The 14,967-nt window shown below is 71.9% G+C and carries 10 protein-coding genes; 4 read left to right on the top strand and 6 right to left on the bottom strand.

All coding sequences use genetic code 11. The features are described from left to right. Positions 1-276 precede the first annotated feature (276 nt). Positions 277-1,623: a nucleobase:cation symporter-2 family protein gene (locus OG403_RS08800; protein ID WP_329572191.1), complete on the top strand. Its 1,347-nt coding sequence runs from the start codon at positions 277-279 to the stop codon at positions 1,621-1,623. Positions 1,624-1,685: 62 nt separating this feature from the next. Here OG403_RS08800 and OG403_RS08795 read toward each other — a convergent pair whose 3' ends face one another. Continuing rightward, on the bottom strand, positions 1,686-3,923 hold the full coding sequence (locus OG403_RS08795) for a HelD family protein (protein ID WP_329562886.1): 2,238 nt from the start codon (positions 3,921-3,923) through the stop codon (positions 1,686-1,688). Between the two features lie 221 nt (positions 3,924-4,144). Further along, the gene (locus OG403_RS08790; protein ID WP_329562884.1) at positions 4,145-4,624 is read right to left on the bottom strand and encodes a VOC family protein; all 480 of its coding nucleotides are present in this window, start codon (positions 4,622-4,624) and stop codon (positions 4,145-4,147) included. 206 nt (positions 4,625-4,830) lie between these two features. Between OG403_RS08790 and OG403_RS08785 the strand changes: the two genes are divergently transcribed. Then, a complete protein-coding gene (locus OG403_RS08785; RefSeq protein WP_329562882.1) occupies positions 4,831-5,856 on the top strand; it encodes an amidohydrolase family protein in 1,026 nt (341 codons plus the stop codon). A 121-nt stretch (positions 5,857-5,977) separates the two neighbouring features. Further along, entirely contained in the window at positions 5,978-6,190 is a 213-nt protein-coding gene (locus OG403_RS08780) for a DUF397 domain-containing protein (RefSeq protein ID WP_329562880.1), read from the top strand. A 509-nt stretch (positions 6,191-6,699) separates the two neighbouring features. Here OG403_RS08780 and OG403_RS08775 read toward each other — a convergent pair. Next, positions 6,700-9,798, bottom strand: a complete 3,099-nt coding sequence (locus OG403_RS08775; RefSeq protein WP_329562878.1) for an AfsR/SARP family transcriptional regulator — start codon at positions 9,796-9,798, stop codon at positions 6,700-6,702. A 211-nt stretch (positions 9,799-10,009) separates the two neighbouring features. Between OG403_RS08775 and OG403_RS08770 the strand changes: the two genes are divergently transcribed. After that, the gene (locus OG403_RS08770; RefSeq protein ID WP_329562876.1) at positions 10,010-12,133 is read left to right on the top strand and encodes a regulator; all 2,124 of its coding nucleotides are present in this window, start codon (positions 10,010-10,012) and stop codon (positions 12,131-12,133) included. Here OG403_RS08770 and OG403_RS08765 read toward each other — a convergent pair. The 3 genes from OG403_RS08765 to OG403_RS08755 all read right to left on the bottom strand — a co-directional run bounded on the left by OG403_RS08765 (position 12,067) and on the right by OG403_RS08755 (position 14,938). Beyond that, complete coding sequence (locus tag OG403_RS08765; protein WP_329562874.1) at positions 12,067-12,609, bottom strand: hypothetical protein; 543 nt, start codon at positions 12,607-12,609, stop codon at positions 12,067-12,069. The genes OG403_RS08770 and OG403_RS08765 overlap by 67 nt on opposite strands. After that, positions 12,609-13,763, bottom strand: a complete 1,155-nt coding sequence (locus OG403_RS08760) for a hypothetical protein (protein WP_329562872.1) — start codon at positions 13,761-13,763, stop codon at positions 12,609-12,611. The genes OG403_RS08765 and OG403_RS08760 overlap by 1 nt, the downstream gene beginning before the upstream one ends. A 266-nt stretch (positions 13,764-14,029) precedes the next feature. After that, a complete protein-coding gene (locus tag OG403_RS08755) occupies positions 14,030-14,938 on the bottom strand; it encodes a deoxyribonuclease IV (RefSeq protein WP_329562870.1) in 909 nt (302 codons plus the stop codon). Positions 14,939-14,967: the final 29 nt, after the last annotated feature.

Here is a 14,967-nt window from a genome sequence, read left to right as displayed (position 1 = left end):
TGGATGTTCTGTTTCACTTGGGCCGGTCTCCTGTTCGCCGCAGGAGTCGGCGGTGGGCGACGGCAGCGCCGTCCGCCAGGGTCGTCCCAGCGTCACCGTGCTCCGTCCCGCACTCCGGTCGTCGTTCCCGGGCCCGAAGCCACCATCCGATGTGGAGGGACAACAGCCGTGGCTCGTCAGGACCTTGCGCTCCAACCGGACCCCGAGCAGCTCGACGCCGACCGCCGGGCCGGCGCGGCCGTCCACCCGGTGGACGAGCTGCTGCCGCCCGGCCGGATGTCGGCGGTCGCCCTGCAGCACGTGGCCAGCATGTATGCCGGGGTCGCCGCCCCGCCGCTGATCATCGGCGGGGCGGTCGGCCTGAACCCCGCGCAGCTGACCACGCTGCTGGCGGCGGCCCTGTTCATCGCGGGCATCGCCACCCTGCTGCAGACCCTCGGCGTCTGGCGGATCGGCTCCCGACTGCCCTTCGTCAACGGGGTGTCGTTCGCCACCGTCTCGCCGGTGCTGGCCGTGGTGGCGGCGAAGAAGGGCGCCGCACTGCCGCTGATCTTCGGCTCCACCCTGGTGGCCGGCCTGTGCTGCTTCCTGGCGGCGCCGCTCTTCTGTCGCCTGGTCAGATTCTTTCCGCCGGTGGTCAGCGGGACGGTGATCACCCTGATCGGCGTCTCACTGCTGCCGGTGGCGGGCAACTGGGCGCAGGGCGGCAACGCGCAGGCGCGCAGCTACGGTTCGCCGAGCGACCTGGGCCTGGCGGCGTTCACGCTGCTCGCGGTGCTGCTCTTCAACCGCTTCCTGCGCGGCTTCGCGCAGCGGATCGCGATCCTCTTCGGCCTGCTGGCGGGGACCCTGGCGGCGATCCCGTTCGGCAAGGTCGACCTGCACGCGCTCAGCGCGCTGCCGGTCTTCGCGCTGCCGCATCCGTTCGCCTTCGGTGCGCCGCGCTTCGAGGTCTCCTCGATCGTCTCGATGCTGGTGGTGATGGTGGTCGCGATGACCGAGTCCACCGCCGACATGATCGCGCTCGGCGAGGTGGTCGAGCGGCCGGCCGACGACCGCACCATCGCGGCCGGACTGCGCGCGGACGGTCTGGCCACCGCGTTCGGCGCGGTGTTCAACGGCTTCATCTGCTCGGCCTTCGCGCAGAACATCGGCCTGGTCGCGCTGACCCGGATCCGCAGCCGCTTCGTGGTGGCCCTGGGCGGCGGCTTCCTGATCGTGATGGGCCTGCTGCCGGTGGTCGGCGGCCTGGTCTCGCTGGTGCCGCAGCCGGTGCTGGGCGGGGCGGGCGTAGTGCTCTTCGGCTCGGTCGCGGTGGCGGGCCTGCGGACGCTGGGCAAGGCCGACCTGTCGGCGGGCCCGAACGCGCTGATCGTGGCGGTGGGCCTGGCCTTCGGCATCTTCCCGATCGCCTACCCGGGCTTCTACCACGCCTTCCCGCAGCAACTCGCGACCGTCCTGGGCTCGGGCATCTCGGCGGGCTGCCTGGCGGCGGTCACGCTCAACCTGCTCTTCAACCACCTCGGGTGGGGGCGGCGGGGTGTGGCGGCGGTGTCGGCCTCGGTGGTGTCCGCTTCGGTGGTCTCCGCATCGGTGGCGTCGGCTTCGGCAGCCGGCGAGTAGACAGCCGGCCAGGGAAGAGCTGTGACGGTGGCGTACTCGGTCGGCGCTCGGCGCGAGCGGAGTCAGCGGTCGAACCGCTCCGCCCGCAGCGGCGCGGGCAGTTCGCCCGGGTGCACCACCCCCAGGCGCTGGGTGGCCCGGGTCAGCGCGACGTAGAGGTCGCTCAGCCCGCGCGGCGACTCGGCGACGATGCCGGCCGGGTCGAGCACGATCACCGAGTCGAACTCCAGCCCCTTGGCCCGCTGGACGCTGAGCGCCGGCAGCCCGAGCTGCGCCAGGGTGGCGGCGTCCGCCGTGGGCGCGATGACCGCCAGCGAGCCCTCGCCGACCGCCGCCGTCTCCTGCGCGACCAGTCGGGGCAGCGCCTCCTCCGGCGCGTGCCACGGCCGCACGCCGGTCTCCCGGACCGCGCTCGGCGCCGCCGAGCCGGCATCGAGCGCTGCCAGCACGTCCGCCGCCACCGCCGCGATCTCGGCCGGCGTACGGTAGTTGACGTCCAGCCGGGCCAGTCGCCAGCGGCCCGCCAGGTACGGATCGAGCGCCTCCGCCCAGGAGTCGGCGCCGCCGGGCGCGCCGGTCTGCGCGACGTCCCCGACCAGGGTCATCGAGCGGCTCGGGCAGCGGCGCATCAGCATGCGCCAGTCCATCGCGGACAACTCCTGCGCCTCGTCCACGATCAGGTGGCCGTACGCCCAGGCACGGTCGGCCGCCGCCCGCTCGGCGGCGGTGCGGGGGTCCCGCCATTGCTGCCGCTCGGCCAGCCGGTCGGCGTCCACCAGGTCGTAGGCGGAGAGCAGTTCAGCTTCCTCGCCGTCCTCCAGGTCCACCGAGCGCGAGCCGTACGCCACGTCCAGCGCCTCCTGCGCATACGCCAGCCGCCGTTGCCGCGCGCGCTCGGTGTCCGCCCGCCGCGCCTGCCGCCGCTCCTCGTCGGGTCCGAGCAACTCGGCGGCCTCGTCGAGCAGCGGGACGTCCGCCTGGCTCCAGCCCCCGCCGGGCGCGCGCAGCAGGGCCTGCCGCTCGACCGCCGACAGCTGCGGCGCCGCGGTGGCGAGGCGGCCCGGGGAGGCGAACAGCTCGGTCAGCAGCCGCTGCGGGGTGAGCCTGGGCCAGAGCCGGTCGAGCGCCGCCCGCACCCCGGGGCTCGCCCGCAGCTCCTGCCGGATCGCGGCCAGGCTGCCCGCGTCCAGCAGGTTCTCGCCGCCCAGCGGGTCGGTCCCGATCAGCTCGGCGTACTGCTCGGCCAGCGCGGCCACGATCCGCTGCTCGACGATCGGCCGGGCCTGGTTGTGGGTCAGGCCGGCGGACCGGGCCGCCTCCCGCGCGCCCGCGCAGACGGGTCGGGCCAGCCGCAGCACCTCGCCCTCGTACTCGACGAGCAAGGTCTCCTCGGGCTCCCAGCCCGGCACCCACTGCCGGTCGCGCACGGCGGCGGCGATCACCCGCGCCATCGCCGCCCGGCCCTTGACCTCGGTGGTCCGGGCCGGCTCCGCCCGCTCGGCGGCGACCCCGGGGAACAGCTCGCCGATCGTCGCCAGCCGCACACCCGTCTCGCCGAGCGAGGGCAGCACCTGGTCGATGTAGCGCAGGAAGGCGGCGTTCGGGCCGACGATCAGCACCACCTGCTTGGCCAACTGCGCGCGCCGGGTGTAGAGCAGGTAGGCGGCCCGGTGCAGCGCGACGGCGGTCTTGCCGGTACCCGGGCCGCCCTGCACCACCAGAACGCCACGATGGTCGGCGCGGATGATCCGGTCCTGCTCGCCCTGGATGGTCGCCACGATGTCGCTCATCCGCCCGGTCCGGCTCGCGTTGAGCGCGGCGAGCAACGCGGCCTCGCCGGTCAGCTCTCCATGCTCCTGATGGTCCGTCAGTTCCAGCAGTTCGTCCTGTAGGTCGACCACCCGCCGCCCGTCCGTGCTCAGATGCCGGCGCCGCCGGACGCCTTCCGGCACGATTCCGGTGGCCACGTAGAACGGCCGCGCGGCGGGGGCCCGCCAGTCGATCAGCAGTGGTTCACCGGAATTCTCCGCCCGCAGTCCGAGGCGGCCGATGCGGTGTATCTGACCGTCCATCAGATCGAGCCGTCCGAAACAGAGGCCGCTTTCCACCGCGTTGAGCCGGGCCAACTGCTCGGCGTACTCGGCGGCTGCGGTCTCGCGCTCGACCAGTGCCTGATGACCGCTGCCGAGCTGCGCCAACGTCCGGCCGAGCCGGTCGCCGACGCGGGCCCGGAGGTCGTCCAGGCAGGCGTAGAGCCGGTCGACACAGGCCTGCTCGACATCGATTTCACGGATTGACAATTCGGCCCCCCGGGCGCTAAAATGTTTTTCGGGAAAGGGTTTTGATGGTCCGTCAGAAGTTCCCGAAAGAGCGACTCTAAACGAAGCGCCGAACTCCACGCCAGGGGTTCCGGCGCTTTTCTGTGGTCGAGCAGCCGTCGAGCAGCCGCCGGGCACTGGTGCGAACCAACTGCCCGACGGCTCCTCGGTGTTCGGATTCCCGCCGCTCAGCCGCCCGCGCGTCAGTCGCCCGCGTGGGCCCGCTTGAGCGCGGCGATGTCGAGCTTGACCATCGAGAGCATCGCGGCGGTGGTCCGCTCGGCCTTCGCCGGGTCGGGGTCGCTGATCAGGCCGATCAGCATCTCCGGGACCACCTGCCAGGACACCCCGTAGCGGTCGGTCACCCAGCCGCAGGCCACCGGCTGGCCGCCGTCGGTCAGCCGGTCCCAGTAGTAGTCCAGCTCGGCCTGGTCGGCACAGCTGATCTGGAACGAGATCGCCGGGTTGAACGTGTACTGCGGTCCGCCGTTCAGCCCGACGAACTTCTGCCCGTTGAGCTCGAACTCGACCGCCAGCACGTCGCCGGCCGGACCGGGGCCCGCCTCGGTGTAGCGGCCGATCCGGCCGAGTTTCGAGTTCTTGAAGATCGACAGGTAGTAGTTCGCCGCCTCCTCGGCCTGGCCGTCGAACCACAGGCAGGTGGTGAAGCCTTTGCTGGTCATCGCGACTCCTCGCACTGTTCTCCGGTTTCTCCCGTACCTTCCAGGTTGGTCCCGGATCATCCCCCGGGCCCGCCCGACACGCGGGACTCCGCTGTCGCCGCCACGGCAGACCGCCACTGCCGAGCAGCCCGTAGGATCGACGGATCAGCCGATGACGTGCACGTGGGTTCGGGGGCGGTGGCCGGGTGGTACTCCAGGTGCGAGGTGTGGTGCTCCCGGAACGGGAGCGACGGACGTTCTGGATCGACGGGGACCGCCTGCGCACCGATCCGGTGCCGGGCGCGGAACTCGTGGTCGACGGTAGCTGGTTGCTCCCCGGGCTGGTCGACGTGCACACCCATCCGGGCACCGAGAGCCGCGACCTCCCGTTCAGCGACGAGGTGCTCCGCCGGCAGCTGACCGACCACCGCGACGCCGGGGTGCTGCTGGTCCGGACGCCCGGCTCGGCGGCCCGGATTCCGGCCTGGGTGGACCAGGATCCGGCACTGCCCCGGGTCCGCTCGGCCGGACGCTGGCTGGCCACCCCCGGCCGGTTCTTCCCCGGGTTCGGCCGCGACGTGAGCGAGGCCGACCTGGTGCGGGCCGCCGTGGAGGAAGCCAGGTCGTCCTCGGGCTGGTGCAAGGTGATCGGCGACTGGAAGCACGGTGAGCCGGCGGTGCCACTGGAGATCCTCACCGCCGTGGTGCGGGCCGTGCACGCGATCGGCGGCCGGGTCGCCGTGCACTGCCAGACCGCCGAGGGCAGCCGCAACGCCGTGCTGGCCGGTGCCGACAGCCTGGAGCACGGCATGCACCTGGACCCCGACCTGATCGACCGGATGGCCGCTCAGGGAACCGCGTTCGTCCCGACCCTCAGCGTCTTCGGCGCCGGCGCCGACCGCCGCCGGGCCGGGGAGCCGAGCGCCGCGCGGGATGCCTGGCTGGCCGGCTGGGCAGGCATGCTGCCCAACGTCCGGGCCGCCCACGAAGCCGGCGTCACCGTGCTGGCCGGCACCGACAGCCTCCCGTGCGGCACCGTCAGCACGGAGGTCGCCTGGCTGATCCGCGCCGGCCTGCCCGCCCAGGCGGCACTGGGCGCGGCATCCTGGGCAGCCCGCTCCTGGCTCGGCCTCCCGGGCCTGGCCGACGGGGCGCCGGCCGACCTCGTCGCCTACGACACCGACCCGACCCTCGACCCGACGGCGCTGGCCCACCCGAGCCGCGTCATCCTGCGCGGGCGGGTGGTCGCGTGACACCCGGAGCGTGCCGAAAGATACCGCACGGTCTTCGAGAACCTGCGGTCCGCTGCGCTCAACGCGAGTGCGAGCCGTCGCATGATGCGCGAAATAATGGAAGGGTTGAAGGGTCCAACTGATGCACACCTCTGATCTCCACACGGCCGGCTGGCGGAAGTCCAGCTACAGCGGCTCCACGAACAACTGCGTCGAGGTCGCGGATGGCTTCCGCGGCCTGATGCCGGTGCGGGACAGCAAGGATAAGGGCGGCCTCGCGCTGACCTTTCCGGCCGACGCGTGGCGGGCGTTCGTGGCGGGCGTTCGGGCGGGGGAGTTCGAAGCAGGAAGCTGACGCTGGGTCGCCCCGCTGCGGGCAAGCCCCCGGATGAGACGAGTCCCTCCCGCACGAGGTGCGGGAGGGACTCTGTCGTCACATCCAGAACGAGTCGGAGCAGGGCGAGGCCCAGCTGGCTTCGATGGAGAAGGCCGGAGCCATGGCCAAGTCCGCGGATCCGGCCACGGCCACTGTCGAAGGGTGTGCGGTCGCGCCGCTTTCCGTCGCGGATATGACGGCTGTGCTGCCTGCGGCCACTGCTCCGATCAGGATGAACGGGGCAATGGCGCGCGAGAGGGCTTTCACTTGTTGCTCTCCAGGGGATGGCTCTACCGAGATCTGGGAGCTGACTGATCCTCAGATGAGTGAGAACCTAGCGGCTGGCCCCTGGGCGATGCAAATGTTCGATGGGTTGGCATATGCCGATTGGATGGGCGCTGACAGCACGCAGTATCGGCATGAAAATACGATAAAGCGAGCGACGGGCTGTTCGTCATGCCCTATGGAAACGTTCGCGTGTTCGATAGTCATGCCGTGTCGCGACCCCGGCTCGGGAATTCAAAGCCGTGCTCATGGCGGCTGGACAGTCGAGCGAGGGCTGCGTGCGCCTGAGTTTCCTCGACGGGGGCCTGGATGTGACGCGCGAGGTTCGCGGCTGCCGTGAGGTGTCGCCTTGCGGCTTCGGCGCGACCGAGCGTTGCTTCCGCGATGCCGAGGCCGATCAGCGCGCGGGCCTGCTTGAAATCGGCGCCGATGCTGGTGGTGAGGGCCAGGGCGTCGCGGTGCATGGCCACGGCCTCGTAGGGGAGGTCGGCCTGCTGGTAGAGGCCGCCGAGGGTGAGCAGACCTTCGGCCAGGCTCCGTCGCTCGCCGAGGCGCCGAAAGGTGGCCAGGGCTGCTTCCTGGAGGGCGCGGGCCTGATCGAGCTCGGCCGGCAGCCTGAAAGTCGGTGCGAGGTTGTTCTGGATGAGGGCGGTCTCCAGTTCGGAGAGAACTCCGTCTCCGATCCGCAGAGCACGCTCGTAGGCGGCGTGCGCGGTGGCGATATCGCCTACCTGCTCTCGGACCTGGCCTAGATTGCTGAGCAACTGGGCCGCCAGTCGCGAATTTCCGGCGGAATTGAATCCGGCCAGCGCCTCCTCGTAGGCGGCGACCGCCCGTGCGTGGTGGCCCAGATGCATATGTGAGATTCCGATGTTGTTGACGATCCGATCACGTTGCCGCAGATTTCCGGAATCCTGGCAGACGGCCAATGCCTGCTGCTGAAGATTCAGTGCCATCTCGGAGTCGCCGGCCCGCGCGTGCATGACCCCGCTCTGGTTCAGTACTTCCGCCACGCCCTCCAGATCCTCGGCCGCCCTGGCAATGCTCAGCGCCCGAGCCGCACTCGCCTCGGCCTGTACGTACTGCGCCCCCCTTTGCTGCGCGTAGCCGAGGTCGAGCAGGGAGCGGACCTCGGCCACCCGCTCGCCCGTGCTGTGCCAGTGCTCGGCGGCGGCCTGGTGGAGGCGGACGGCGTCGGCCCAGAAGCACTCGGCGTCGAGAAAGCCGGCCAGCAGGTTGGTGAGCCGGTGGGCGTCGGTGAGGTCGCCCTCGTCCATCGCCTGTCGCTGGATCGCGAGCAGGCAGGTCTGCTCGTGGCGGAGCCAGGATCTGGCCTGCGCGGGGGAGTTGAGGTCCGGACCAGCGGCAGGGCCCGACGCGGGCGCGGACCCGGCGAGCGGCAGGCGCAGGCGGTGCGGGTAGAGCAACCGGTCGGCGCGGTCCGTTGCCGAGAGCGCGAAGGTGGTCAGTCGGTCCGTCGCGGCTGCCCGCTCGGTGGCCGAGCTCTCCAGCGCGGCCAGCCCGGCCGCGAACTCATGGAGCAGGTCATGGAACGCGTAGGAGTCGAAGGAGGGCTCCTGGATCAAATGGCCGTCGAGCAGGGCTTCCACCGCCCGCTCGGACTCACGCAGTGGCGTCCCGAGCAGGGCCGCTGCGGCGAATCGGTCGAAGTGCGGTCCGGGGTGCAGGCCGAGCAGTCGGAAAGCCCGCTGGTGGTCAGGTGTCAGAGTCCGGTACGAGACCTCCAGATATCTGGTCAGATCTCTTTCCCGGTAGTGGAATTCGTCGATCACCGGGGACGCCTGGGACAGGCGATGAGCGAGTTGCTCCAGGGTCCAGGTGGCCCGTGACTTGAAACGGGTCGCGAGGATTTCGATCGCCAGTGGCAGGCAGTCGGTGCGCGCGATGATGTCGCGGACCACATCCTGGTCGGCCGCCCGTTCGCCGACCAGGTGCTGGAACAGTTCCACCGCACCGGAGATCGGCAGGACGCCCACCTCGTGCGGGTGCGCCTCGGGCAACTCGCTCAGATAGAGCCTGCTGGTCAGGATCAGCAGTGAATTCGAGGTGACCGGGAGCAACTCCCTGACCTGGTCGGATTCGGCGACGTCATCCAGCACGATCACATAGCGATGCTCCCTGAGCATGCTGAACCAGAGCTCGACCCGTTCGAGGTGGCCGGCGGGAAGCAGCACGGCCGGGATGCCGATGACCCGCAGGAGCTCCAGCAGTGCGGCCTCGGTGGTCAGCGGCTGCTGACTGACGGAGAAGCCGTGCAGGCGGACCAGGTGCTGACCGTCCGGGAAGTGGTCGCGCAGCCGCTCGGTGAGGTGGAGGGCGAGCACGGTCTTGCCGACCCCACCGGTGCCGGTGACGGAGAGCGCGCGTACCCCGCGCGCGCCCGTGATCGCGAGGGCCAGCTCCGCCAGGTCCTGCTCGCGTCCTACCAGCGGGCGCAGTTGCGGCAGCGTGGAGGGCGCGGCGGCAGGTGCGGCGGCGGGTGCGGTCACCTTGGCTCGGGCCCCGGGTACCAGTGTTGCTGCCGGGATCCCGTCCAGGATTCTCGCGTGCAGGTCGGTCAGTTCGGGCCCCGGGCGCGTTCCCAGCTCCTGGTAGAGGAGGCGGAAGGTGGTCTGGTAGAGCGCGAGAGCCTGGTCCTGGCGACCGGCGCCGTGCAGGGCGATCATCAGGTGGGCGACCAGGCTCTGGTCGCTGGGGCGGGTGGCGGTCAGGCTGGACAGCTCCGCCACCAGTTCGGTGAACCGGTGCATGCGCAGTTCGACTTCGACGCGCGTGAGGGTGGCGGCAAGTCGATCGTCGAGCAGGGTGGTGCGGGCCCGGTGGGCCCATTCCCCGCGCAGGCCCGCCAACGGCTCGCCGGTCCACAGCGCGTCGGCCTCGGCGAGTTGCGCCAGGGCCTGGGTGTCGTCGCCCTGCTCGGCGGCGGCGCGGGCGCACTGGGTCAGTCGGCGGAAGTGGTGGCAGTCGATGCTCTGCGGGTCCAGCTCGAGGGTATAGGCGCGGCCGTGCGAGACGATCCGAGCCGACGGACCGTCACCTTCGTCCTCGGCTGCGACGCGCAGTGCCTTGTTCAGCTTGGAGACGTGCGAGTGCAGGCTGTTGGCCGGGTTACCGGGTAGGTTCCCGTCCCAGAGCCGGTCGGCCAGGGTGTCCAGCGACACCGAGCGCCCGGCGTCCAGGGCCAGCACTGCCAGCAGGCAGCGGGCCTTCTCGGTCTTGATCCGGGCCGGCTGCCCTTGGACCAGGAGTTCGACCGTTCCCAGGAGTCGTACTGCCAGCAAGGTGCTCCCCCTATCGGTCGGGTGCCGCCCGGCCCGCAGGTGTGCATGACAGAGTGCAAGGGCGGCAGCTGCTCTAGCACGGGTGGTTGCGGGGTAGAGAACACTGCATCACCTCTTGCCATTTGTGAACAGTACGAGAGGCAGAACGATCGAGTAGAGCATCAACTGGTCGGCAGTTGATAGGTCGGTGAGTGGACCAGGGGGAATGCCCATGGGAACAGCAGACGACGGAACGACTGCCCGCAACGTCATCGCCGGCGCCGCTCACCTCACCGGCGGAGTCCTGCAGGCCGGCCGGGTGCACGGCACCGTCCACCTGCACGCCGCGCCGGCGGCTGCGCCGGCGCCCCCACCGGTGCCCCGCCAACTTCCGCCGCCGACCGGTCCGTTCGTCGGCCGCACGGCGGAGCTGGCCGCACTCACCGAACTGGGCGCCGACCACCGCCTGGTGGTGGTGAACGGCCCGGCTGGGGTCGGCAAGACGGCGCTGGTGCTCCAGTGGCTGCGGCAACAGGCAGCCGACTACCCGGACGGGCTGCTCTACGCCGATCTGCGCGGCCACGCGCCCGGCGGCCCGGCGCTCGCCACCGAGACGTTGGGGGGCTTCGTGCGCGCCTTCGGGGTGTCCGGGGTGCCCGGAACGGCGGCGGAGGCCGCGGCGCTCTGGCGGTCCGTCAGTGCCGGGCGACGGCTCGCGCTGATGATCGACAACGTGGTCACCGCGGCTCAGGTGCGCCAACTGCTTCCCGGTGCCGAGCAAGCGCTGGTCGTGGTGGCGAGCCGCTACCGCCTCTCCGGGCTGGCCCTGGACGGTGCGGCGTTCCATCCGCTCGGGTTGTTGGACGACGACGCGGCTGCCGAGATCCTCATCCGGCGGATCGGCGAGGGGCGGGCTGATCGCGAGCCGCAGGCCGTCAAGGACGTGGCTGCCCGCTGCGGTGGCTTGGCGCTGGCCGTCTCGCTGGTCGCCGCTCGGGTGGCCGCCCGCCCCAGGCTGACCCTGGCGGCCACCGCCGCCGCGCTGGAGCACGACAGCGAGCGCTTGGCCGCGCTGCGCTTGAAGGGGGAGCCCGCGGTGCAGAGCGCGCTGGATGCTTCTTGTACGGGCCTGACCCCCGAATCGGCCCGCCTCTACCAGCTGCTCGGACTGCTCCCGTTCACCGACTTCACCGCCGACGACGCGGCCGCGCTGCTCGCAAGCTCCGCGCCGGACGCTGACGAGCGGCTGGACGAGTTGGCCGAAGCCAACCTGGTGGAGGACCTGGGCACCGGCCGGTTCCGCTTCCATGACCTGGTCCGCCTGCACGCGCGGGCGCGGGCCCGCGCACACGAGTCGGAGCAGGATCAACTTGCCGCGCTGCGAAGGGTGCTGGACTGGTATCTGGCCACCGCCAGCGCAGCCGAGCGGCTACTGGCCGCCAATCACGCGAGTCTGGCCCGCGAGTACGCCGGCCCGCCGGTCGGCCCGCCCTTCGACCCAGCCGATGAGCCGGCCGCGGTGCGCTGGCTGGACCGGGAGCGAGGGCACCTGCTGGCGGCGGTCCGGGCGGCCGACGAGCAGGGCTGGGACGTGCTCACCTGGCAGCTGGTGGACGCGATGTATCCGCTCTTCCACCGTCTGCGTGCCTTTGAACTCCAGGATGAAGCTCACCGGTTGGGTCTCGCTGCGGCCCGCAGGACCGGTGACCTGCGGGCCCTGGCCCGGATGCTGGCCGATACCGGCGGCCGGCTGCGCAACCTGGGGCGCCCCGAGGAGGCGATCAGCCGCTACCAGGAGGCACTCGCGCTGGCCGAGGCGAACGGCAACCTCAAGCGGCAGGCGCAGGTGCTGCACGGGATCGGCCAGGCGCACCTGCTGGCCGGCCGGCTGGACGAGGCCGCCGGCTGCTTCCACCGGGACCTGGAGCTGCGGCTCTCGGTCGGCTACTCCCGGGGCGCCGCGCTGACCCGGGTACTCCTGGGCGACCTCGCGATCACCAGGGGACACCCGGAGCGGGCGCTGCCCGACCTCACCGACGCGTACCAGGTACTGCTCGACCTCGGTGAGCCCTACGAGGCCGCCCGGGCGCTCGCCCAGCTGGGCCGGGCCCACGCCGCGCTCGGTGAGCAGCACGCCGCCCAGGAGGCGCTGGAGCGGGCCGCGACGATGTTCCGGGCCGCCGGATCCGCGGCCTGGGAGGCCCGGACCCTGGAGCTTCAGGGTGAGTTGGACGAGGCAAGGGGCGCCTCGCAGCGTGCCCTGGAACGCTACGAGGCGGCCCTGGTGCTCTATCGGCGGCTCGGCGCCCCCGACGCCGAGCGGCTGGCCGAGGCAGTGCGCCGGCTGGCCGGCTGAGCGTCCACCCGGAACGCGCCGCCCGGGACCAGCAGCGCCACCGAGCCCAGCGCCCCGGCGGGCGCCCCGGTTACCAGCCAGGCGTGCAGCAGCGACCCCAGCATCCCGGCGGGCACCCCGCGCCCGCCCAGCCCCGGCAGCCACGCCACCAGCGCGCCCGTCCGCACCTGGGTGCGCAGGGCCCCGTCCGCCCACCCGGTCGCCACCACCAGGCAGCCCGGGTAGCGATCCAGTAGCTCCGCCTCCCGTCCGACGAAGCGCGGCCCGCCGTACAGCACGTCGGCCAGCGGCAGCCGCGCCGAGGGCCCGGCCAGGTCAGCGCTCAGGTGCTCGTCCACCACCCCTGGGCCCCGGTGCGGCGGGCCGCCGGTCAGCTGCGCGAGCAGCGGTGCGGCGTCGGCCGCCCCGGCCGGCTCCAGCTGCGCGAGCAGCCCACCCGGGTCCGGCGTGAGCGCCACTCTCACCCGGTCGCTCATCAGGCCTCCTTGGCGTCGAGCCGCTTGGGCAGGGCCAGCGGCTCGGTCTCGGGGCGATGCGCGGGTTCGCCCAACTCCAGGATGCGGTACAGGAGTCGACGCATGTTCCGATTGAACGCCCCGGGTTCGGAAGTGATCAGGTCGGCGATCGCGGTGTACTCCTGCGGCCGGTACTGCTCGGCGGCGTAGGCCAGTTGCTCGGGCAGCGGCCGGGTCGGCGAGAGTGCGGGGGCGGTGCGAGCCAGCAGGGCGGCGGGGGAAGCCTGGTTGACCTGCCGGTAGGGGTACTGCGCCAGCAGGATGGGGGCTCCGGTCAGCGCCCCGTAGAGGGTCACTGAGCCGTGGTCGCCGATGATGAAGTCGGCGGCGATCAGCAGGGGTTGCCAGTCGGCCCCGGGTGCGATCAGTGCAAGCCGTCCGTCCGTGGCACTCCCCAGCCAGGATCTGACCTGCCAACTCCCGTGGCCGGAAAAGACGTTGGGGTGCACCATCAGCGCGGTCCGGTACTGCCGGCCCGGCAGTTCGGTGAGCAGTCGGGGCAGCAGCGAGTCCAGCCGGTGGAAGGCGGAGCCGCGGCCCCAGGTGGAGCAGATCAGGACGAAGCGCTCGTCCGCCGCGAGCCCGAGCGCCTGCCGATAGGCGTCCCGGTGCGGCAGCCCGGCGGCCAGCCGGTCGTAGCCGCCGTCCCCCACCACTTCGGCGATCGGCAGTGCCTCGGGGCAGTTGTCGGCCAGGGTGTCCAGGTCGGCGCGGTGGGCGAGGGCCAATGCCCGCGGCACCAGCTTGCCGTCCCAGGTGAGGTAGCTGCGGCTGAGGCTCCCGATGGCGCGCGCGGGGCCGTCGGCCGGCCGGGAGAGCGAGATGTGGCCCGCGCCGTGGGACACCCGGACCAGCGGTCCGCGCAGTTGCTCCATCCCCTGCGAACCGGCGGTCAGGATCAGGTCGAACTCGGTGGCGATGGCGCACTGCCAGGGCAGCACCGTGCCGCCCAGGGCGGCCAGGACGCGCTCGGTGCCGTCATTGAAGGCGTGCGGTGCGACGGTGAAGACCACGCTGACCCGCAGGTCGCCGTGGAAGAGCACGAGCAGGTCCTTGATCCGCATCCCGTAGACCTGGGTGTGGATCACGACCAGGACCTTCTTGCAGTCGTGCATGGTCCACCACCGGTGCGGCTCACGGTGGGCCGAGTCAGGCGGTTGCTGTACCGACGACATGGTCAAGTTCCCCCTTGGCACATCGAAGTCCGGTCGCTCACTCGCGACCGGTTGGGGGTTTTCCCGAGGCGCTGGTGAAAGCCTTGCCTGACCCTTGCAAAATCCTTGCACCGCAGGTGCGGTGCGGGAGCGAACCAGGTGCAGGGGGCGCGCGTATGGCGCACGAGCAGCCGACTGATGTGCGACAGCGGAAAGTTGATGCTACGTCACGGCCGGGCAGCCGCCGCGCGCAGTTCCTGCAGCCGCACCACGTCCGCCGCGTGCCCGAAGCCCGGGGCGGCGCTGCGGTCCGGGGTCTCCAGGATCAGCGGGACGCCGGCGGTGGCGGGGTGGCTGAAGAGCTCCCCGAAGGCGGCGGCGCCGATGTGGCCGTCGCCGATGTTGGCGTGGCGGTCCTTGCGGGCGCCGACCACGTCCTTGGAGTCGTTGGCGTGGATCAGCTTCAGCCGGCCGGGGCCGATCGCGGACTCCAGCACGGCCAGGGCGGCCGCGACGCCGCCCGGGGCGGCCAGGTCGTGGCCGGCGGCGAAGGCGTGGCAGGTGTCCAGGCAGACGCCGAGCCTGGGGTGGTGGTCCAACGCCTCGGCGTACTCGGCCAGTTGTTCCAGGCGGGAGCAGAGGGACTGCCCCTGGCCGGCGGTGGGTTCGAGCAGCAGCCAGGGTGCCTGCTCGCCGAGTTCGTCCAGCTCCGCGAGGAGCGGGCGGACGTCGGCACGGACCTGGGCCATCGCCTCGGCGCGGCGGTCGGTGCCGACGGCGGAGCCGGTGTGCACCACGACGCCCAGCGCGCCGATCGCGTGGCCGCGCAGCAGGGAGTGGCGCAGCGAGGCGGTGGAGCGCTCGCGGGTGGCGGGGCTGTCGGAGCCGAAGTTGATCAGGTAGGGCGCGTGCACGTAGGCGGGGACGCCCTGTTCGGCGCAGGCGGCCCGGAAGGCCTCGTCCTGCGCGGGGTCGCCGGCCGGGGTGGCCCAGCCGCGCGGGTTGGCCACGAAGACCTGGACTGCCTCGCCGCCGATCTTCTCGTTGTAGGCGAGTCCGGTGCCGACCAGGCCGCGCCCGGCCACCGGGACGTGCGCGCCGATCGGATTGCGGAGGCGCTGAGCTGCGGGATTCACCCCACGAGGGTGCCACACCGGGCAACCGC

The sequence above is a fragment of the Kitasatospora sp. NBC_01266 genome, assembly GCF_036242395.1.
Lineage (GTDB): Bacteria > Actinomycetota > Actinomycetes > Streptomycetales > Streptomycetaceae > Kitasatospora.
The sequence above is the reverse complement of the archived record's forward strand: the minus strand, read 5'-3'. Positions and strand labels throughout refer to the sequence as shown.

Coding starts and splice junctions, on each gene's coding strand:
- OG403_RS08770 (WP_329562876.1), top strand. CDS start 10,010: ATGGGAACAGCAGACGACGGAACGACTGCCCGCAACGTCATCGCCGGC.
- OG403_RS08790 (WP_329562884.1), bottom strand. CDS start 4,624: ATGACCAGCAAAGGCTTCACCACCTGCCTGTGGTTCGACGGCCAGGCC.
- OG403_RS08800 (WP_329572191.1), top strand. CDS start 277: ATGTCGGCGGTCGCCCTGCAGCACGTGGCCAGCATGTATGCCGGGGTC.
- OG403_RS08780 (WP_329562880.1), top strand. CDS start 5,978: ATGCACACCTCTGATCTCCACACGGCCGGCTGGCGGAAGTCCAGCTAC.
- OG403_RS08765 (WP_329562874.1), bottom strand. CDS start 12,609: ATGAGCGACCGGGTGAGAGTGGCGCTCACGCCGGACCCGGGTGGGCTG.
- OG403_RS08760 (WP_329562872.1), bottom strand. CDS start 13,763: ATGCACGACTGCAAGAAGGTCCTGGTCGTGATCCACACCCAGGTCTAC.